Source organism: Cupriavidus sp. C2SS-8b (assembly GCF_057073745.1).
Window position 1 is genome coordinate 308,577 of sequence record NZ_CP172717.1, and the last position, 19,862, is coordinate 328,438.

22 protein-coding genes are annotated in these 19,862 nt (G+C 65.3%); 1 reads left to right on the forward strand and 21 read right to left on the reverse strand.

Annotated elements, in window-relative coordinates:
* Positions 1 to 6 precede the first annotated feature (6 nt).
* The 21 genes from ACIGJB_RS18400 to ACIGJB_RS18500 form a co-directional block, all read right to left on the reverse strand.
* On the reverse strand, positions 7 to 1,335 hold the full coding sequence (locus tag ACIGJB_RS18400; RefSeq protein ID WP_483733738.1) for an MFS transporter: 1,329 nt from the start codon (positions 1,333 to 1,335) through the stop codon (positions 7 to 9).
* An 86-nt stretch (positions 1,336 to 1,421) separates the two neighbouring features.
* On the reverse strand, positions 1,422 to 2,171 hold the full coding sequence (locus tag ACIGJB_RS18405; protein ID WP_483733739.1) for an SDR family NAD(P)-dependent oxidoreductase: 750 nt from the start codon (positions 2,169 to 2,171) through the stop codon (positions 1,422 to 1,424).
* Positions 2,172 to 2,348: 177 nt separating this feature from the next.
* Positions 2,349 to 3,239, reverse strand: a complete 891-nt coding sequence (locus tag ACIGJB_RS18410; protein WP_483733740.1) for a LysR substrate-binding domain-containing protein — start codon at positions 3,237 to 3,239, stop codon at positions 2,349 to 2,351.
* A 93-nt stretch (positions 3,240 to 3,332) separates the two neighbouring features.
* Positions 3,333 to 4,544 carry a c-type cytochrome biogenesis protein CcmI gene (gene ccmI / locus ACIGJB_RS18415; RefSeq protein ID WP_483733741.1) on the reverse strand — a complete coding sequence of 404 codons (1,212 nt, stop codon included), beginning with the start codon at positions 4,542 to 4,544 and terminating at the stop codon, positions 3,333 to 3,335.
* Positions 4,541 to 5,035: a cytochrome c-type biogenesis protein gene (locus tag ACIGJB_RS18420; protein WP_483733742.1), complete on the reverse strand. Its 495-nt coding sequence runs from the start codon at positions 5,033 to 5,035 to the stop codon at positions 4,541 to 4,543. The genes ccmI and ACIGJB_RS18420 overlap by 4 nt, the downstream gene beginning before the upstream one ends.
* Complete coding sequence (locus tag ACIGJB_RS18425) at positions 5,022 to 5,561, reverse strand: DsbE family thiol:disulfide interchange protein (RefSeq protein WP_483733743.1); 540 nt, start codon at positions 5,559 to 5,561, stop codon at positions 5,022 to 5,024. Before ACIGJB_RS18425 ends, ACIGJB_RS18420 begins: the two co-directional genes overlap by 14 nt.
* Positions 5,558 to 7,579 (reverse strand): heme lyase CcmF/NrfE family subunit, encoded by a 2,022-nt coding sequence (locus ACIGJB_RS18430; RefSeq protein ID WP_483733744.1) that lies wholly within the window; start codon positions 7,577 to 7,579, stop codon positions 5,558 to 5,560. Before ACIGJB_RS18430 ends, ACIGJB_RS18425 begins: the two co-directional genes overlap by 4 nt.
* Positions 7,576 to 8,055 carry a cytochrome c maturation protein CcmE gene (gene ccmE, locus ACIGJB_RS18435; protein WP_483733745.1) on the reverse strand — a complete coding sequence of 160 codons (480 nt, stop codon included), beginning with the start codon at positions 8,053 to 8,055 and terminating at the stop codon, positions 7,576 to 7,578. The genes ACIGJB_RS18430 and ccmE overlap by 4 nt, the downstream gene beginning before the upstream one ends.
* Before the next feature lie 7 nt (positions 8,056 to 8,062).
* A complete protein-coding gene (locus ACIGJB_RS18440; protein WP_483733746.1) occupies positions 8,063 to 8,209 on the reverse strand; it encodes a heme exporter protein CcmD in 147 nt (48 codons plus the stop codon).
* A complete protein-coding gene (gene ccmC, locus ACIGJB_RS18445) occupies positions 8,206 to 8,997 on the reverse strand; it encodes a heme ABC transporter permease CcmC (RefSeq protein WP_483733747.1) in 792 nt (263 codons plus the stop codon). Before ccmC ends, ACIGJB_RS18440 begins: the two co-directional genes overlap by 4 nt.
* Positions 8,998 to 9,002: 5 nt before the next feature.
* Positions 9,003 to 9,671 (reverse strand): heme exporter protein CcmB, encoded by a 669-nt coding sequence (gene ccmB / locus ACIGJB_RS18450; protein ID WP_483733748.1) that lies wholly within the window; start codon positions 9,669 to 9,671, stop codon positions 9,003 to 9,005.
* A gap of 7 nt (positions 9,672 to 9,678) precedes the next feature.
* The gene (gene ccmA, locus ACIGJB_RS18455) at positions 9,679 to 10,323 is read right to left on the reverse strand and encodes a cytochrome c biogenesis heme-transporting ATPase CcmA (RefSeq protein ID WP_483734720.1); all 645 of its coding nucleotides are present in this window, start codon (positions 10,321 to 10,323) and stop codon (positions 9,679 to 9,681) included.
* 39 nt (positions 10,324 to 10,362) lie between these two features.
* On the reverse strand, positions 10,363 to 10,950 hold the full coding sequence (locus ACIGJB_RS18460) for a cytochrome c3 family protein (protein ID WP_483733749.1): 588 nt from the start codon (positions 10,948 to 10,950) through the stop codon (positions 10,363 to 10,365).
* A 21-nt stretch (positions 10,951 to 10,971) separates the two neighbouring features.
* The gene (locus ACIGJB_RS18465; protein ID WP_483733750.1) at positions 10,972 to 11,472 is read right to left on the reverse strand and encodes a nitrate reductase cytochrome c-type subunit; all 501 of its coding nucleotides are present in this window, start codon (positions 11,470 to 11,472) and stop codon (positions 10,972 to 10,974) included.
* Positions 11,473 to 11,503: 31 nt separating this feature from the next.
* Positions 11,504 to 13,999, reverse strand: a complete 2,496-nt coding sequence (gene napA, locus ACIGJB_RS18470) for a periplasmic nitrate reductase subunit alpha (protein ID WP_483733751.1) — start codon at positions 13,997 to 13,999, stop codon at positions 11,504 to 11,506.
* The gene (locus tag ACIGJB_RS18475) at positions 13,996 to 14,310 is read right to left on the reverse strand and encodes a chaperone NapD (protein WP_483733752.1); all 315 of its coding nucleotides are present in this window, start codon (positions 14,308 to 14,310) and stop codon (positions 13,996 to 13,998) included. Before ACIGJB_RS18475 ends, napA begins: the two co-directional genes overlap by 4 nt.
* 86 nt (positions 14,311 to 14,396) lie before the next feature.
* A complete protein-coding gene (napE, locus tag ACIGJB_RS18480; RefSeq protein ID WP_483733753.1) occupies positions 14,397 to 14,564 on the reverse strand; it encodes a periplasmic nitrate reductase, NapE protein in 168 nt (55 codons plus the stop codon).
* 158 nt (positions 14,565 to 14,722) lie between these two features.
* Complete coding sequence (locus tag ACIGJB_RS18485; protein WP_483733754.1) at positions 14,723 to 15,274, reverse strand: hypothetical protein; 552 nt, start codon at positions 15,272 to 15,274, stop codon at positions 14,723 to 14,725.
* Between the two features lie 129 nt (positions 15,275 to 15,403).
* Complete coding sequence (locus ACIGJB_RS18490) at positions 15,404 to 16,555, reverse strand: DUF1275 domain-containing transporter (protein ID WP_483733755.1); 1,152 nt, start codon at positions 16,553 to 16,555, stop codon at positions 15,404 to 15,406.
* A 35-nt stretch (positions 16,556 to 16,590) separates the two neighbouring features.
* Positions 16,591 to 17,421: a fused MFS/spermidine synthase gene (locus ACIGJB_RS18495; RefSeq protein ID WP_483734721.1), complete on the reverse strand. Its 831-nt coding sequence runs from the start codon at positions 17,419 to 17,421 to the stop codon at positions 16,591 to 16,593.
* Between the two features lie 14 nt (positions 17,422 to 17,435).
* Positions 17,436 to 17,849, reverse strand: coding sequence for an HPr family phosphocarrier protein (locus ACIGJB_RS18500; protein ID WP_483734722.1), 414 nt, complete (start codon positions 17,847 to 17,849; stop codon positions 17,436 to 17,438).
* Positions 17,850 to 18,256: 407 nt separating this feature from the next.
* Between ACIGJB_RS18500 and ACIGJB_RS18505 the strand changes: the two genes are divergently transcribed.
* Positions 18,257 to 19,804: a methyl-accepting chemotaxis protein gene (locus ACIGJB_RS18505; RefSeq protein WP_483733756.1), complete on the forward strand. Its 1,548-nt coding sequence runs from the start codon at positions 18,257 to 18,259 to the stop codon at positions 19,802 to 19,804.
* Positions 19,805 to 19,862 lie beyond the last annotated feature (58 nt).

A 19,862-nucleotide genomic window follows, 5' to 3' on the forward strand; every position in this document is an offset into this window, starting at 1 on the left:
GCCGGGTCAGCGGTTGACTGCCCGGGCGGGGACCAGGAAGACAAGCAGGGCACCGGTCACGACGGTGGCCGAGATGAACACGAGGCCCGCCGTGGACTTCCCCGTGAGGTCATTCAGCCACCCCACGATCGCCGGCGAAAAAAAGCCGGCGAGGTTGGCCACGCAATTGACCGCCGCGATGCCCGCCGCCGCCGACATGCCACCGAGCAGTGCGGTCGGCAACGCCCAGAACTGCGAGGACGAAGCCAGGATGCCGGCCGCCGCGACACACAGGCACAGCAGCGAAGACCCGACACCGCCCAGGAACGGCAGGGTGGCAAAGCCGGCGGCCGACACCAGCATGGGCACAACCAGGTGCAGGCGACGTTCGCGGCGCCGGTCCGCGCTCATGCCGATCAGCGGCAGGGCCACGATGGCGCACAGGTAGGGCAGGGCGGTGAAGACGCCCACCCACAAGGGGTCGGCCACGCCTGATTTGCGGATGATCGTCGGCAGCCAGAAGGTCAGGCCGTACTGCCCGAGCACCACGCAGAAATAGATCGCCGCCATCAGCCAGAGCCGGCGGTCGGCCAGGAAGTCGCGGATCGAGAGATGAACGTGCTTGTGGGCGTTGTCGCCTTCGATATTGCGCTCCAGCAGTGCCTTCTCCGCCTCGGTCAGCCACCTGGCGCTGCGGATGCCGTTGTCCAGGTAGAACAGGATGGCCACGCCCAGCACCAGCGACGGTACGGCTTCGATCAGGAACAGCCATTTCCATCCGGCCAGGCCGGTGGCGCCGTGGAATGCATGCAGGATGTAGCCGGAAAGCGGGCCGCCCACGATGCCGGCCAGCGGGATGGCCATGAAGAACATCGACAGGGCCTTGGCGCGCCGCTCGGACGGGAACCAGTAGGTCATGTACAGGATCACGCCGGGGGCGAATCCGGCCTCGGCCACGCCAAGCAGGAAGCGCAGGATATAGAACTGCGTTGGTGTGCTGACGAAGGCGAAGCACGCGGAGATCACCGCCCAAGTCAGCATGATGCGCGCCAGCCATTTCTTGGCGCCGACCTTGTGAAGGATGACATTGCTCGGCACTTCGAAGAGGAAGTAGCCAAGGAAGAAAATGCCGGCGCCGAGGCCGTAGATGGTTTCGCTGAAGTGCAGGTCGCTCAGCATCTGCAGTTTGGCGAAGCCGACATTGACCCGGTCCAGGTAGGCCCCGAGGTAGCACAGCATCAGGAAGGGAATCAGCCGGCGGACCACCCTGGCGTAGGTGCGCGACTCGAAGGTGGCCGCATCGGCGTGCGGCGTCGCCTCGCCTGCGAGCGGCGACGTTGCATACTTGGTCTTCATTGTTGTCTCCTGCCATGGGCTCCGGATGGTTACGGAAGCACGGGCGTCTGAAAGGAGCCGCCTCTGCGGGCGGTCTCCATGGAAATTTAGTGGATCAGCATGCCGCCGTTGACGTCCAGCGTGATGCCGGTCAGGTAGGCCGACAGGTCGCTGAGCAGGAACAGGCAGGCGTTGGCCACGTCGCCGGCATCGCCAAGGCGGCCCAGCGGAATGCCCTTGATAATGTCCGCGCGCATCTCGGTGGTCAGCTTGTCGCCGGTGATGTCGGTCTGGATCAGGCCTGGGGTGATGGAATTCACACGGATGCTGTCGCCGCCGAACTCGCGTGCCATGGCGCGTGCCAGGCCCAGCACGCCAGCCTTGGCGGCGCTGTAGTGCGGGCCGCCAAAGATGCCGCCGCCGCGCTGCGCGGAAACCGACGACATGCAGACGATGCTGCCGCCTTTCTGCTCCTTCATCTGCGGCAGCACGGCTTGCGACATGTACAGCGTGCCGCGCAGGTTCACGTCCACCACGGCGTCGAAGTTGGCCGGCCCGATGTCCAGCGTGCGCAGCGGCTCGGTGATGCCAGCGTTGTTCACCAGGCCGTCAATGCGGCCATACCGCTCCACCACGGCCAGCGCTGCCCGCTCGCAGGCCGCCTTGTCGGTCACGTCGCAAGCCAGCCCCAGATGGCGCGCGCCAAGTTCTTCAGCGGCAGCACGGGCGTCTTCCGGGCGCAAGTCCAGAATCACCACATTCGCGCCCTGGGCGACTAGCGCGCGGGCGGTGGCCTTGCCGATGCCACGCGGGGACGCGGCGCCGGTGACGACGATGACTTTGTTTTCGACCAGCATTTCTTGTCTCCTGACGTTTGAAATGATGGATCGAGTGTGGGCGACGCCCGCTTGAGGATCAACGCGGTCTGCCTCAACTATGGCTGAGAAATTTTCAGATGTCGGAGGTTCCTGCGCTCAGCCGGCGTGGCTTGCGGGGCGCACGAAGATAGCCGGCCAACTGGCGTGGCCGCGCCCTCACACGCTGCTGGCGGCGAGTTCCCGGTCCATCCAGGACAGGAAGCGGGCCACGCGCGGCAGGTCCGCGTTTTGTGCCGGGTAAACGACGTGATGGCCGCCGACCTCCACCGCATGGGAGTCGTCCAGCACGGGCACCAGGCGGCCGGAGCGGATCAGGACAGAGGCCAGCAGCGTGCTTTCCAGCGCGATACCGAGACCCAGCGCGGCGGTTTCGAGCGACATGTAGCTGCGGTCGAACGAGAAGTCGAAGTTCTTGCGCGCATGGTTGATGCCGGATCGGGCGAACCATTGCTGCCATTGGACCAGAGGTGTCTCGGAGCAGATCAGGCGCTGGCCGGGCAAGTCTTCCGGGCTACGGATCTCGTGCTGGCCGAGATAGGCTGGCGAGGCCAGCGGCACGATGAACTCGGGGCGCAGCGTCTTGACCTGGAGGTCGCGCCAGTGGGCGTAGCCATAGCGGATATCGACATCGTAGAAGCCGCTCGTGAACGAGACGTCTTCGTAGGAGCACGAGAGGTTCAGGCGGATATCGCCATGCTCGCCCTGGAACGAGGCCAGCCGCGGCAGCAGCCACATCAGCCCGAAGCTGGGGCTCGAATGGACCCGCAGGATCTCTACGTCGGGCTGGCTCGACGCCCGTTCTGTCGCGCGGTTCAGGTCAGCGAGCGCACCCGTGACCTCGCGCAGGTACTGTTCGCCCACCGGCGTCAGCACCAGTCCCCGTCCCTGCCGGAAGAACAGCGGACGGCCGATGACCGCTTCGAGATTGCTGATCTGGTGGCTCACGGCCGAGGGCGTCAATCCCAGTTCCTCGGAGGCACGGCTGACGCTCTTGGTTCTTGCAACGCTCTCGAAGGCGATGACCGCCTTCATCGGTGGAATTCGCATACGCGCAGTACAGAGCCCGTTGGGGGCGCCAGGGTGGCAGAAGATGGGGGGATTCTACTTCCGCGTCTCGGCCCGTTGCTGGCGACCGCCCGCTCAGCGCTCGGCAGGCTGCGTGCCGCCGATCACGACGCGTACATCGTCGGCACCGAGCCGTACCGGTCCTGCCTGGCCGACGAGGTCACCCGCCTGCGGCGTCGCATTGCCGCTTGCCGAGATGCGCGCCTCCACCATGACCTGCTGCTGTCCCGACAGCTTGTGTTCCGGCGTCAGCGCCTGCGAATCGTCCAGCGTGAATTGCAGCGGCAGGTCGCGCACGGTCCGGCGCAGCACGGCGAGCGGCATGCGCGGACCTTCCACGGCGCGAGCGTAGAGGAAGACGGTTTCGTCGGGGCCCGGTGTCCTGCCGGCATCGGACGCGAGCACAAGCGTGCCGCGGATGCTTGCCGTGGCCGGCGGCTTGCCGACGCCACGCGCGGCTGCCAGGTTGGCCGCGACCCGTGCCGCGGTTTGCGAGTCCGGCGGCAACAGGTGGTACAGGCGTTCCCAGTAGGCGATGGCCTCGCTGGTCTCGCCACGCTCTGCCGCCGCGCTGGCAGCTAGCGCGAGTCCCTTGGGATCGTCGGGATCGAGCGCCAGGGCGCGGCGGATCTGTTCCATGGCCGGGCCTTCGAGCGAGCCGCCGTTCACGCTGCCCAGCACGTCGGCAAAGTCCGAGCGCAGTGCCGCCACGTCGGGCGCGAGTGCAATGGCCTTGCCGTAAGCAGCGGCCGCATCGTCATAGCGCTGCAGCGCCGTGTACGAGCGGGCGAGCATCGACCAGCCTTCGGGATCGTCGGGCTTGTCGCGCAGCCGCGTGGCGAGCTGGTTCACCATGCCCTCGATCTGTGCGACGCTCATTTCATGCTGGCTGTCTTCGGCCGCGTGCATGTCGCCCGCGCCCCACAGCGCGACCGGATTGCCCAGGTGCAGGTAGAGCAGGATGGCCGCGCTCGGCAGCAATGCCAGCAGCGCCGCTGCGAGCAGCGTGGAAGAACGATGCTCGCTCCGCGTGGTGACGGGCTGTCCGGCGTCCTCGAGCAAGCGGTGGGCGAGTTCATCGCGCGCCTCCGCGTGGCGCGCGGGGCTCAGCGTACCGGCGCGCAGGTCGGCGTCGAGTTCGCGCAACTGGTCGCGATAGACATCGCGCAAGGCCGGGGCAGGGCGGTCCGCCACCGCGGCAACCAAAGGCTGGCGTAATAGCGGCCACAGCAGCCCGGCCATGGTGACGGCTATCAGCGCGGCAGCAAGGAACCAGAATGTGGTCATGGCGGCGATAGCGGGGGCAGGGGGGCTGGGGGCGCCGGCGCACGGGGCGGCGGCTCGTCGAGCAACTCCGCGAGCCTGCGGCGTTCGGCATCGTCGAGCGGCGCTGCGGGGTCGGTGCGGCGAGAGCGGACGCGCCACAGGGCCGCCCCGACTGCGACTAGCAACAGCAGGGGACCGAACCACAGCAGCCACGTCAGCGGCTTGAGCGGCGGCTTGTAGAGCACGAAATCACCGTAGCGCTGAACGAGATACTGCTTCACTTCGTCGTCGCTGGCGCCCTGGCGCAACTGTTCGCGTACCTGACGGCGCAAGTCGACCGCCAGCTCGGCATTGGAATCTGCCAGCGTCTGGTTCTGGCAGACGAGGCAGCGCAGTTGCTCGGACAAGGCGTGGACGCGCGCGTCGAGTTCGGCGTCGGTCGGGGTGGCGGCGCTTGCGTGCAGGGCGAATGCAAGCGCGCAGCAGGCGAGGGCGGCGCTACGCATGACCATCCCCCTTCTCCAGCGATTCCAGCAACGGAATCAGCTTTTGCTCAAGCACTTCCTTCGTCACCGGGCCGACCTGCTTGTAGCGCACCACGCCGGCCTGGTCGATGACGAAGGTCTCCGGCACGCCATACACGCCGAAGTCGATGCCCACGCGCCCGTCGGTATCCACGAGCGACGCCGCGTACGGATTGCCCATGCGCTGCAGCCATTCACGCGCGGCGCCATCCTGGTCCTTGTAGTTGAGGCCGTAGAGCGGCACGCGCGAGCGCGCGGCGAAGTCGACCAGCACCGGGTGCTCGGCGCGGCAGGCGGTGCACCACGACGCCCAGACATTGAGCAGCCACACCTTGCCGCGCATGTCCGCCGTCGAGAGCTTGTGGCCGTCCTGGTCCAGCACCGGCAGCACGAACGCCGGTGCCGGTTTGCCGACCAGCGGCGACGGCAGCTCGCGCGGGTCATGCCGCAGTCCCGCGGCAAGCGCGATCGCAAGCGCCAGGAACACCGCAAGCGGCAGCAGGAAACGCGTCATGTCGGGGTCTCCTCCCGGCCGGCCAGTGCCAGCGCGGGCGCTTGAGCTTGCGCGGCGTCGGCGGCCGGCGTGGCTGTGCTGGCGACCTGGCGACGCAGGCGGTAGCGCTTGTCGCTTGCGGCAAGCAGCCCGCCCAGCGCCATCAGGACGCATCCGCCCCAGATCCAGTCGACGAATGGCTTCACATGGACGCGCACTGCCCAACGTCCGTCCCCGAGCGATTCACCCAGCGCCACGTACAGGTCGCGCGTGATGCCGCTGTCGATGGCGGCCTCGGTGGTCGGCATGTCCTGGCTACGGTAGATGCGTCGCTCCGGCGCCAGCGTGGCAACGGTGCTGCCGTGGCGCGACACGCTGACGGCACCGCGCAGTGCTTCGTAGTTAGGGCCAGTGCCTGGCGCCACGCCATCGAAACGGAAATCGTAGCTGCCGACCGTTACCGTCTCGCCGGGCCGCATCGGCAGTTCGCGCAGGCTTTCCTGGCTGCTGACCAGCGTCACGCCGGCGATGAACACGCCCACGCCCATATGGGCCAGCAGCATGCCGTAGTAGCCGGCCGGCAACTGGCGCAGCGTCGACAGGCGGCGACCACGCTGGTTACGCAACCGCGCCACGAGGCTGGCTGCCGCGCTGGCAGCGCACCACGTCGCGAGCAGCAGGCCGAGCCCGGTCAGCGCTGAAGCATTGCGCAGCACCAGCAGCAGGACGAGAGCGATGACGGCGCTGGCGACCGCGGCCCAGCGCAGCCGGCGTGTCATATCCGGCAGCTCGCCATGCCGCCAGCGCGCCAGCGGCGCGGCACCCATCAGCAGGACCGCAGGCGCCATCAGCGGCACGAACACCTGTTCGAAGTACGCAGGCCCCACCGAGATCTTGCCGAGGCCCAGCACGTCGAGCAGCAGCGGATAGAGCGTGCCGAGCAGCACGGTGGCCGCGGCCACGGCCAGCAGCACGTTGTTGGCCAGCAGGAAGGACTCGCGCGAGACCAGGCTGAAGTCCGTGCGCCGCGAGAGCTTTGGCGCGCGCCACGCGAACAGCGCCAGCGCGAGTCCGGTCACGAGCCCTAGCAGCGTCAGGATGAAGATGCCGCGCTTGGGGTCGACCGCGAAGGCATGGACCGAAGTCAACACGCCGGAGCGCACCAGGAAAGTGCCCAGCAGGCTCAGCGAGAACGTGAAGATCGCGAGCAGGGCGGTCCACGCGCGGAACGCGCCGCGCTTCTCGGTCACCGCGAGCGAATGCATCAGCGCCGTGCCGGCAAGCCACGGCATGAACGACGCGTTTTCCACGGGGTCCCAGAACCACCAGCCGCCCCAGCCGAGTTCGTAATAGGCCCAGGCGCTGCCGAGCATGATGCCGAGCGTCAGGAACATCCACGCCACCGTGGTCCACGGCCGCGCCCAGCGTGCCCACGCGGCGTCCAGGCGTCCTTCGAGCAACGCCACCACGGCGAAGGCAAAGGTCACGGCAAAGCCGACGTATCCCATGTAGAGCATGGGCGGATGGAACACCATGCCCGGGTCCTGCAGCAGCGGGTTCAGGTCGCGTCCGGCCATGGCCGGCGGCAGCAGGCGGATGAACGGGTTGGACGCGAACAGCAGGAACAGCAGCAGGCCGCTGCTGATCGCACCCATCACGCCGAGCACGCGCGCCACCACTGGAAGCGGCAGGCGGCGGCTGAAGACCGAGACGGCGAGAGACCACAGGGCCAGCATCAGCGTCCACAGCAGCATCGAGCCTTCATGTCCGCCCCACACGGCCGCCAGACGATAGGCGAGCGGCAGGTCGCTGTTCGAGTTCGCGGCGACATAGCGCACGCTGAAATCACTGTCGGCAAAAGCGATGGTCAGCGACACATAGGCCAGCACCACCAGTGCGCACTGCACGCGTGCGGCAGGCCGGGCGACCGACATCCATGCCGGATTGCCGCGCGCGGCGCCGGCCAGCGGCAGCGCGGCTTGCACCACGGCCGCCAGCAGGGCCACGATCAGCGCGAAATGCCCGAGTTCCGGATTCACCGTTGCATCCCCCGGTCGCCTTCCGCGAGCTGGCCGGCCATGCGGCGGTTGACCTGCTCCGCCTGCTTCAAGGCATCGGCTGCTTCGGGTGGCATGTAGTTCTCGTCATGCTTGGCGAGCACTTCACTGGCGACGAACGTGCCGCTGCCGTCGAGCGTGCCGCGCGCGACCACGCCCTTGCCCTCGCGAAACAGGTCGGGCAGCAGGCCGCGATAGACCACGGACACCTCGCGCGCCTTGTCGGTGACAATGAAACGGATGGTCATGCCATCGCCCTCGCGGCGGATGGAGCCCGGCGCGACCAGCCCGCCAAGGCGGAAGCTGCGCGCGGCGGGGGCTTCGTGCGCGGCGACCTGGCTGGGGCTGAAAAAGAACACCAGGTTGGAGCGGAACGCATTGAGCACCAGTGCAAGTGCCACGCCGGCGCAGGCCAGCGCGGCGAGCAGCATGCCGAGGCGGCGGCGTCGTGGTGTCATCGTTGCATCATCGCGGCGAGTGCCCGGCCTTGCTGGTGCTGCTGCGCCGGCGCAGCAGCACCAGTTCGATGCCGATCAGGGCGAAGGTCATGCCGAACGCGGCGGCAATATAGCCGGCATGGCCCGACAGCGAAGCCAGCGTGAAGCCACTCATGGTGCAGTCTCCCGAGGATCGGCCGGCAGCGTGCCGGCTTCGCCGCGCTCGCGCAGGATGCAGCGCACGCGCACCAGCGCCACGGCGATGGTGTACATCCAGCACGCCAGCGTCATCACCAGCATGCCGGCCAGCATGGTCGCGGCCATCGACGGCGCCGCGGTCAGGCTGACCGAGGCGCCCTGGTGCAGCGTGTTCCACCACTGCACCGAAAAGTAGATCACCGGAATATTTGCCACGCCGACCAGCGCCAGCACGGCGCACGCGCGCTCTGCGCGGCGCGGCTCGTCGATGGCGGCCTCCAGCGCGATAAAGCCGAGGTAGAGAAACAGCAGGAGCAGTTCGGAGGTCAGGCGCGCATCCCACACCCACCACGTACCCCAGGTCGGTTTGCCCCACAGCGCGCCGGTCCACAGCGCAATGGCGGTGAACAGTGCGCCGGTGGGCGCCAGCGCCGAAGCCATCATCGACGACAGGCGCGTGCGCAGCACCAGCGCCAGCGCGCAGTAGCCGGCCATGACCAGGTAGATGAACATCGACATCCACGCCGCCGGCACGTGGATGAAGATAATGCGGTAGACCTCGCCTTGCTGCGCGTCGGTCGGCGCCACGACGAAGCCCAGCCACAGGCCGGCTGCCAGCAACAGCGCGGCAGCCGCGAAGAACCACGGCGCGAGCCGGCCCGCGAGCGGATAAAAGCGCACTGGCGCGGCAAAGGCCAGCCAGCGCGGTCGACGGGCATGTCCCCGGTGACCGGTTGCGTGGGCGGAGTGCAGCGGTTGGCTCATGCGGCCTACTCCATGGCGATGCGAAGCCCCGCTGCGGTCGCGAGCGGGCAGAGGAACAGCGACAGCGCCAGGCAGGCGCCCAGCAGCGAGAACTGCGGCATGACATCCAGCCCGGCGTCGGCCGCCGCGCCGGCGCTGGCGCCGAACACCAGCACCGGCACGCACAGCGGCAATACCAGGATGCACAGCAAGACGGCGCCGCCGCGCACGCCGAGCGTGAGCGCCGCGCCGACCGCGCCGATCAGGCTCAGCGCGGGCGTGCCAACCAGCAGCGATGCGGACAGCAGCAGCGCCGATCCTGCGGGCAGGCTGTATTGCTGGGCCAGCAGCGGCGTCAGCAACAGCAGCGGCACGCCGCTGGTCAGCCAGTGCGCGCAGATTTTCGCCAGCACCAGCAAGGCCAGTGGCTGGGGCGACAGCAGCAGCTGGTCCAGGCTGCCATCGGCATACTCCTGCGCGAACAGCCGCGATAGCGACAGCATCGACGCCAGCAGTGCAGCGACCCACAGGATGCCGGGCGCCAATGCGCGCAGTTGCTGCGGGTCGGGGCCGATGGCGAGCGGGAACAGGCTCGCCGCGATGACGAAGAACACCACGCTGCCCAGCAGGCTGCCGCGCCGCCGCCAGGCGAGCGAGAGGTCATGCATGACGATGGCGCCGAGGGTGGCAATCATGATGTCCTTACGCGGGAGCGAGCGCTGTCGCTTCGCCGAGTTCGAGGATATCGCCGCCGCCGGGAAGCAGCCGGTGCGTGGCGATCACGGCCATGCCCCCGTCTTGCAGGTGCGCGTCGAGCAGTTCATGAAAGCGGCTGGCCGACTGGTCGTCGACCGAGGTCAGCGGTTCGTCCAGCAGCCACAGGGTGCGCGGAATCAATGCCAGCCGGGCCAGCGCGACGCGCCGGCGCTGGCCTTGTGAAAGGGTTCGTGCCGGGGCCAGCATCGCGCGCTCCATGCCAAGCCGTGCCAGCGCGGCACGCACGGCGTCCGGCGATGGGCGCAGGCCCGCCAGCCGCGCGGCGAAGCGAAGGTTCTCGGCGGCGCTCAGGTCGGTGTCGATCCCGTCGGCATGGCCCAGATAGGCCAGCGACTGCAGGTAGGCCGGGTCGCCGGTGCGTACAGGCAAGCCTTGCCAGCTGACGCTGCCTTCGGCGGGCGGCAGCAGCCCGCTCAGCACGCGCAGCAGCGTGGACTTGCCGCTGCCGTTCGTGCCCAGCACCTGCACCAGTCCGCTGGCGTCGAGCGCCAGCTCGATGCCGGCGAAGACCGGGCGCCCTGAACGGGAAAATGCCAGTCCGCTGGCCCGCAGCGCCGGGCCGCGGGCCATGCCATCACAGGAGATCCCGGACAAACGGGTTGGCACGCGCTACTTTTCCTCCGCTTTCGATACGTCGGGGAGGTGGTGGGCAATGCCCTTGTGGCAGTCGATGCAGGTCTTCTCCTTGTTTTCCAGGTAGGTGGAATGCATGGCCTGCGCGCGCGGGCTCTGGCGCGTGAAGTCCATCGACTGGTAATCGTGGCAGTTGCGGCATTCCAGCGAGTCATTGGCCTTGAAGCGCGCCCATTCGTGCTGGGCCAGTTCCAGCCGGTGCGAAAGGAATTTCTCGCGCGTGTCGATGGTGCCGAAGATCTTGCCCCACACTTCCTTCGACGCCTGCATCTTGCGCGCCATCTTGGTGGTCCAGTTATGCGGGACGTGGCAGTCCGAGCACTTGGCGCGCACGCCGCTGCGGTTGGTGAAGTGGATGGTGCCCTGCAATTCCTGGTACACGTTGTCGCGCATTTCATGGCAGCCCGTGCAGAACTGCTCGGTGTTGGTCAGTTCCAGCGCGGTATTGAACGCGCCCCAGAACACTACCCCGGCGACGAAGCCGCCCAGCGTCAGGAAGCCCAGGCTGAAATAGGCGCTGGGCCGGTTGATGGTCCGCCAGTAGCGCTTGATGAGATCCAGCATGGCGCGCACCTGTGTTGTGGTTTATTTGCCTGCGCTCTTGCCGCCGGGCGTACGCTTGAGCATCGTTTCCACATCGACGAAGCTGTTGCCGACCAGCGGCTTGGCATCGGCCTGCGGCACATGGCACTGCGTGCAGAAGTAGCGCCGCGGCGAGACTTCGGCCAGCACGTTGTTATTGCGGTCCATGTAGTGCGTGATGCTGATCGGGATCGCCTGCGTCTCTTCCGTGCGCGTGCGCGCATGGCAGAACATGCAGCGGTTGAAGTCCTTGTCGAGCTGGTAGCCGTCGATCTTGTGCGGGATCGTCGGCGGCTGCATGGTGTAGTTGCGGTTGCGCCGGACGTCCTTGTTCTCGGTCGGGTAGAGGATCGGGGCCTTGGACTCGCTGGCCACGGGCGTAGGACCGCGCATGGAATCCACCAGGCCCTGCGCGCCGGCGGGCGCGGCCGCGAACATGGCGAAGGCGGCCAGCAGCCACGTACATAAGGCCAGCAGGCGTGACCAGGATCGGCTCGGCATCATGGCGTCTCCTATTGTGGGTTGGCGTGGGCGGTTACACCTTGACGATTTTTACCGCGCACTTCTTGTAGTCGGTCTGCAGCGAGATCGGACAGGTGGCGTCGAGCGTGACCTTGTTGATGAGCTGGCTGGCATCGAACCACGGCACGAACACCAGGCCGCGCGGCGGCGCGTCCCGCCCGCGTGTTTCCACGCGCGAACGCATGCGCCCGCGCCGCGATACCACCTCGACCTCGACGCCGCGCCGCAGCCCCATGGCCTTGGCGTCCTCGGGATGCATGAACACCACGGCGTTCGGGAAGGCACGGTACAACTCCGGCACGCGCCGTGTCATCGACCCGGAGTGCCAGTGCTCCAGCACGCGGCCTGTGGCCAGCCAGAACGGGTACTCCTTGTCCGGCGATTCGGGCGGCGGCTCGTACGGCAGCGCGAAGATCACGGCCTTGCCGTCCGGATTGCCGTAGAACTGGAAGCCGGTGCCGGCCTTGACATAGGGGTCGCTGCCTTCGCGGTAGCGCCAGCGCGTTTCCTTGCCATTGACCACCGGCCAGCGCAGCCCGCGCTCTTCGTGGTACCGGTCGAACGGTGCCAGGTCATGGCCGTGTCCGCGGCCGAAGCTCGCGTATTCCTCGAACAGGCCCTTTTGCACGTAGAAGCCGAAGGCCTTCGATTCCGCGTTGTTGTACTCGGCGTTGACTTCCTTGATCGGGAACTTGTCGACCTGGCCGTTGCGGTAAAGCACGTCGAACAGCGTCTTGCCCTTGTACTCGGGCTTCTTGGCCAGCAGCTCCGCCGGCCAGACTTCGTCAACCTTGAAGCGCTTGGAGAACTCCATCAGCTGCCACAAGTCCGAGCGGGAATCGCCCGGGGCATCGACGAGCTGGTGCCAGAACTGCGTGCGGCGTTCGGCGTTGCCATAGGCGCCTTCCTTCTCCACCCACATCGCGCTGGGCAAAATCAGGTCCGCCGACAAGGCCGTCACGGTCGGGTAGGCGTCCGACACGACGATGAAATTGGAAGGATTGCGGTAGCCGGGGAGGGCTTCCTCCATGATGTTGGCGGCCGCCTGCATATTGTTGTTGACCTGCACCCAGTAGGCATTGAGCTTGCCGTCCTTGAGCATGCGGTTCTGCAGTACGGCGTGATAGCCAGGCTTCTCGACGATGGTGCCCGGCGGCAGCTTCCAGATGCGCTCGGCTTCCTCGCGGTGCTTCGGGTTGGTGACCACCATGTCGGCCGGCAGCCGGTGCGAGAACGTGCCGACTTCACGCGCCGTGCCGCACGCGGACGGCTGCCCGGTCAGCGAGAACGGGCTGTTGCCGGGCGTGGCGATCTTGCCGGTCAGCAGGTGGACGTTGTAGGCCATGCTGTTGACCCAGCTGCCGCGCGTATGCTGGTTGAACCCCATGGTCCACAACGACATCACCTTGATGTTCGGGTCGGCGTACAGCTCGGCGAGCTGGTTCAGCTTGTCCTTCGGCACGCCGGAAAGCTTGCTGACGTAGTCGACGTCGTACTTGGAGACGAACTTCGCGAAATCGTCGAACGTGATCGGCTTGGAGTCGCCGGGATTGGCGGCATTTTTCGCGGCTTTCTGCAGCGGATGTTCGGGGCGCAGGCCATAGCCGATGTCGGTCACGCCTTCCTTGAACACCGTGTGCTTGTTGACGAAGTCCTTGTTGACCTTGTTATTGCGGATGATGTAGTTGGCGATGAAGTTCAGCATCGCCAGGTCGGTCTGCGGCGTGAAGATGATGGGCAGGTCCGCCAGGTCGAACGAACGGTGCGTGAACGTCGACAGCACGGCCACGCGCGTCTTCGGGTGGCTCAGGCGGCGGTCTGTGATGCGCGTCCACAGGATCGGGTGCATCTCGGCCATGTTCGAGCCCCACAGCACGAACGCATCGGCGGCCTCGATATCGTCATAGCAGCCCATCGGCTCGTCCATGCCGAAGGTGCGCATGAAGCCCTGCACGGCCGATGCCATGCAATGGCGCGCATTGGGATCGATATTGTTGGAGCGGAAGCCCGCCTTGAACAGCTTGGACGCCGCGTAGCCCTCCCATACGGTCCACTGGCCCGAGCCGAACATGCCCAGGGCGGTGGGGCCCTTTTCCTTGAGCACGCGCTTGAACTGGCGTTCCATCTCGTCGAACGCCTGGTCCCAAGTGACCGGGGCGAATTCGCCGTTCTTGTCGTACTTGCCGTTCTTCATGCGCAGCAGCGGCTTGGTCAGCCGGTCCTGCCCGTACATGATCTTCGACAGGAAGTAGCCCTTGACGCAGTTCAGGCCCTTGTTGACCTCGCACTGCGGGTCGCCCTGGGTGGCCACCACCTTGTTGTCGCGCACGGCCACGGTCACGCCGCAGCCTGTACCGCAGAAACGGCACGGCGCCTTCGACCATTTCAGCTTGGTGACTTCGCTGTCCGTGACGAAGTTGGCGGCCTCGGCGGGCAACTGAATGCCGGCTACCGATGCCGCCGCCGCGACGGCGGTCTGCTTGATGAATTCCCGACGAGAGACTTTCATTCGGAGATCTCCTCGTTCATGGCTTCGGCGTCTTCGTTGTGCTGGTAGACCAGGGTGGCGGACAGCACGCCCTCAAGCTGGTGAAGGCAGGTGAGATGAGCGGCGATGGCGCGGGAGGTAGGGGCTTCGACGGTGACCACCATCTTGCCGTTGTCGCTGGCAGCATGGATCTCCACGCCGGTCATGGCTTCGACGGCGGCGCGAACATGGGCCACGCTTTGAGGGTGCGCGTATACCACGATCCCTGCTATATGCCACTCTTCGGTGGATGGGATCAGCCCGATGGGAATGCTGGGTCTTGCAGCTGGCATGCGGTAACTCCAGCTAAAGGCCGTTTAATTCTGTATTGCAGCCTTTTTATGGTTGCCGATATGGATGCTCTTGCGGGGTGGTCGGCTCAATGCGAAGGCGGGCCGCTGATCAGCTGGCTCATCCACACAATAAAGCCGTAGCCTGCCACGATGATGACCGACAGTACCGGCACCATCACCGCGGTGAGGAACAGGAAGCTGCGCAGTTCTTCCTTCTTGCGCTGCGGATCTTCAACGCCGCCAGGTTGGATCATGGCTTGATGTAATGGGTGGGGCCTTTCGTGCGACAGGCGTGATGCGTGTTACCCATTAAAGGAAGCCGTTCGCAAGGTGTCAAGACTGCACTCGCAAGCGGCGCTCCGGGGGCGCGTGCCAACGGCACTTCACTTGCATCGCGGCGGAAGGTACGGCATCAATGGACGTCTTGCATCGAGCCGCCTCGGGGCGGGGCGACGGAAACGCGCCTGCCGTGCCCGACCGGAACTACCGGCCGCATCGCGGCAAGCGCCGCGAGGTCGATGTCATCCAGCTGTGCATCGCACCATGCCGCGCCGTCCCAGCGCTGGAAGCGCAGATCCTCGAGCGGAACCTGCGTCAGCACGCCGAGCCAGTCGGTCGGGCTGGCGCCGCGGCGCAGCCCCGCCGAGACCATGGACATGGCTTCCGGAATATCGATATCGGCCAGGCGCGTGACCGCCGGCCACGGCACGAGACGGCTGTCCGCGGCGTGCAGGCCGAAGCGGAACAGGCCTTCCGTTTCTGGGAACGCGAGCTTGCTGGCGGCGTGACGCTTCCAGCCGGTGCGGGCCGTGGACGGCTCCCAGGTCTGCCGCCGCGAGAACCACAACACGCCCAGCGACGCCGCGGCATGCGGCGACCTGGACGGAATCAGCACGCCGGTTTCCGCGATCGCGGGCAACCTCGTGCCGACCGTGTAGTGCCAGACAAAGTTGGTGGGTTGCATGATGTTCCTCCATTCGAGCCTTCAGCTTGGGCGCGAATGCTTGCTTGGGCAAGCAAGGTCATGCGGCATTGTGCGATGCGGAATAAACAGGCGGTTGATCTTGGGCATCAATGATCTTGCAGCACCGCCTTACCGCCAAGGGTGATGTCGTACGAGCCAGACCGATGCCAATACCGTGGCAATACCCCAGAGCGTCACGATCACCAGCGCTGCAACGCGACTGACTGGGCGCTCGCTGGTCGCTGCTGCTGTGGCGCGATGCTGACGCATCACCTCAATCGGGATAAGCCGCATTGCCAGCGACAAGGCGAGAGGCACCAGCACCACGTCCTCGACATAGCCAAGCACGGGAACGAAATCGGGAATCAGGTCAATGGGCGACAAGGCATAGGCGGCGGTCAACGAGGCTAGCGCTTTCGCATACCATGGCGTGCGGGGATCTTGTGCAGCCAACCATACGGCGTGCGCCTCATCTTTTACTGTGCGAGCCCAACGCCGGGAGCGTGCGGCCAGGTGAGGCAGCAGGTCGCTGCGCCATAAGTGGAGACGGACATCGTCCAGCACTGGCACTGCCGCGAGGGCGAGCAGCAGGATCGCCAAAGCAAGCGTGGCGCTGAACCCGATGTGCTTGAACCCTATGGCGCCAATGACGCCTCCAGCGAAGAACAGTGTGACCAGCGTGATGAGAACTCGCAGTTTGTGCCGATTGGCGAGTACTGGTGGTTTGCTCGAGTTGCCCCTGGACAGGTTCCAATAAAAGAGCTTGCCCAGTTCGATACCGATGTCCGTGACCATGCCGGTCACGTGCGTGGTGCGGATCTCTGCATTCGACAACTTGGTGACCAGAGCATTTTGCAAGCCCATGATGAAGCAGAGCACCATGGCCGTTGCCGGCACGAACAGCCATTCATGGCGCTCGAGATTGCTTCCAAGCAGGCCAAAACACAGCAGCAGCGCGGCTTCCAGCATGAGCGGCAACGCATATTCGCTTTGCAGGCGTTCGCGGCGGCCCCAGTTGACCAGAACTGCCGAACAGGCGGCGCCCGCCAGGAATGACAGCATGGTCCCCAGGCCATCCAGCATCAGCCAGAGACTGCCCAGTGCCAGGTTGTCGGCCATGGCGGACACAATGCCGGACATGTGCGAGGTGTACTGATGCACGGCCAGGAAGCCTCCGGCATTGGTCGCTCCGGCAACAAAGGTGAGGTAACAAGCCAGTTGCCGATTGCTTCCGGGGCTGCGCTCCTTTCCGGTTAGCTTACGCAGGTGCGGGATGGGCATGGCTGGGCTGATCAGAAGCTTGTGCGGGGGGCTCGTCAATACTGAATCTGGCGCCTCGGCGGCTTGGGCCAGGAGGCGCGATCCGACGCAACGCGCTCGCCGCGTTTCAGCCGGCGGGCGGCCGCGGTCAGGTTCAGCGGATGCGAGGTTTGCAGAACGCGCGCACGTGCCAGCAGTGCATCCAGTGAGGGCAGCTTGTTCGGTCCTTTCCAGGCGAACAACGTGTAGTTGGCACTGTCTTCAGCAAGGGAAAGCGACATGGACTTGCCAAATGCGGTACCGACCTCCTCCAGATAAAGCGGTATGTCGGGATCGCTCTCAAGAAAATTCGCGACCAGCACACCGTTATCGGCGAGGCGTGCGTAGCAGGCGGCATAGAAGTCCGCGGTGCCAAGCTGTTCCGGCATGCCGTCGGCCAGGAATCCGTCCACCAGGATTACGTCGGGATGTGCATTCTGGTTTGCTACATACTCGGCGCCATCCGCGCAAACCACCTCGAGCCGTTCGTCGTCCGGCGGGATTTGGAACTGCTCGCGCAAGGCGATCACGGCCGGATTGATCTCGATTGCCACAACTTTGGTGTTGGCGAGATGCCGGTAGCAGTATTTGGCAAGGGAACCGCCGCCCAAGCCGATCATCGAGATTCTCGCGGGAGTCGGCTGCAATAGCAGGAATCCCATCATCGTCCTGGTGTAACCGAGCACCAGCTTGTGGGGATCCTTGCGCGACATGAAGCTTTGGGTGGCCAGTGCGTCGAAATGCAGCGACAGCGCGTGCCGGGTTTCCAATACTTGCGGCGTACCGTCGTTGGCCGACTCGGACAGGAATTTCAGGTAGGCCTCGAATGAGGAGCGGTCCGCTTGCATCGTGTCGGTGCCCATTAGAGAGTCTTGGGAAGCGCCTTCCCCCTCAGCAATGCGGCGATGGTAACGAGGGCCGCCGCCTCGTCCGGTCCGGTCGTCTGGATTCGTATGTGCGTGCCGGCGCGGGCGGACAGCCGCATGACGTCCATGACGTCCTTGGCATTTGCAATCCAGGCGCCGCTCGTAAGCAGGATGTCACATTCGAATTGACTCGCCACGAAAGCCAACCGCGCGGAGTTCCGTCCCTGAAATGCGTCCCTCGCAGGGGGTTCGATCGTCACTTCTACCACTGAACCCTCATCAAGAAATAGTGCACCCCGAACCCTTATCCGAACCGTCGTGCGCGTCGCCGCAGCGGCCGGATGCAGAGGTGCTTCGTAGTTGCATATGATGATAATGAAATTATCATCGTATGATACTCCAGAAAGCATGGAATCCAAGGGCGCACGGCCCCATCGTACTGATAGACCTGGTGGAGAAGAAGGCCGTGCCAAATGAGGATTTTCGGGCACTCCGCCCGACGGCATTACGTTCGCGCCGGCACGCTTCCTGGAACTCGGGGAGCACTTCATCGCTGGTGACCACAGGGGGGACGAGATCCGCCGGAACACGGCTGCTAATTCATTCGAGTGCATTTCGTCACCGCCCCTCGCAAGTGGGGGGTAGCCAGATGCGCGCACACCGATAACGCACCAAGATGGGGGCGTCAGACAGCGCCGGAAATCTGTCCGCGCGGGCGGCGATGTCAGCGCCTGAAATACCTGTGCGCTGTGAAGAGGTAAGTCCTTCAGAACGGTCTATGCCCCCCTACTGAAAATCCTTGATAGGGAGATTTGCCTTGCGCAACAACCAGCCAGTCACTCAGCGTGAGTTCGAGTTTCCGGACAATGCGACGCTGATGTCCACCACGGATACACAGAGCTATATCAACTATGCCAACGCAGCATTCGTCGAAGTCAGTGGTTTCACGCGCGAGGAGATTAAGGGGCAGCCGCATAATCTCGTGCGTCACCCCGACATGCCCAAGGAAGCCTTTTCTGACATGTGGGCGACGCTCAAAAGCGGCGAGCCCTGGACTGCGCTGGTAAAGAACCGCCGCAAGAATGGTGATCACTATTGGGTACGTGCCAATGCCACCCCGGTTGTGCGAAACGGGCGCCCGGTCGGCTATATGTCGGTACGTACCAAGGCGTCGCGCGAAGAGATCGCCGCAGCCGAGGCGCTATATAAGGATTTCCGTGAGGGCCATGCCAGCAACCGCCAGTTCCACAAGGGGTTGGTTGTCAGAAAAGGACTAATGGGCTGGACGTCGATGTTCCAGACCATGCCTGTGCGCTGGCGGCTGAGACTGGCATTACTGGCGCTGCTTCCCGCCAGCACGGCGGCGGCGTGGTGCATGGGCCTTGCCGGCATGGCGCTGGGCGGCTTTGCGGGCATCATGGCTTTTGTCTCGCTACTTGCGTCCTGGTGGCTGCAGGCGCAGATCTCGACGCCGCTCGAGCAGGTTTTGCAGCAGGCACTGCGCGTGGCATCCGGCGAGAGCCAGAAGACCGAGCACATGAACCGTGTGGACGAGATCGGCATGACACTGCGAACCATTGGTCAGCTAGGCCTGATGTTTCGCTGGTTGATTGACGACGTTAGTGAGCAGGTGATCAACGTACAGGCTGCCAGCGACGAGATCGCACGCGGAAACACTGACTTGAGCGCGCGCACCGAGCAGGCTGCGTCCAATGTGCAGGAAACGGCATCGTCGATGACGCAAATGACCGCCACGGTCAAGAGCAACGCGGAGACGGCGGCACAGGCCAACACGCTGTCCGGCGCAGCCAGCGAAGCGGCGGAGCGCGGGGGGCGCGCCGTGTCACAGGTGGTCAGCACGATGAGCATGATTACCGATAGCTCCAAGCGCATCGCCGACATTATCGGGGTGATCGACGGTATCGCATTCCAGACCAATATCCTTGCCCTCAATGCCGCTGTGGAAGCCGCGCGCGCTGGCGAGCAGGGTCGTGGATTCGCGGTGGTGGCCGGAGAAGTGCGCAGCCTGGCCCAGCGAAGCGCGAACGCAGCCAAGGAAATCAAAGGACTGATCGACGTCAGCGTGCAGAACGTAGAGTCAGGCGTCGGTCTGGTAGACGCTGCGGGAAAGACCATGGAAGACATCGTGGCACAGGTCAAGCGCGTCTCCGACCTGATTGCCGAGATCAGTGCCGCGACCGCGGAGCAAAGCAGCGGCATCACGCAAGTGGGCGGCGCGGTTACCGACCTGGACCATATCACCCAGCAGAATGCTGCCCTGGTCGAGCAGAGTGCGGCAGCAGCGGAGAGCCTGAAGCTGCAGGCTACTTGGCTTGTTGAAGCAGTCAGCGTGTTTCGGCGTTGAGGATGATGGGTCGACGGGCACCAGGTTCGAGAAGGGGACCGGCACAATGTGCCGGGTC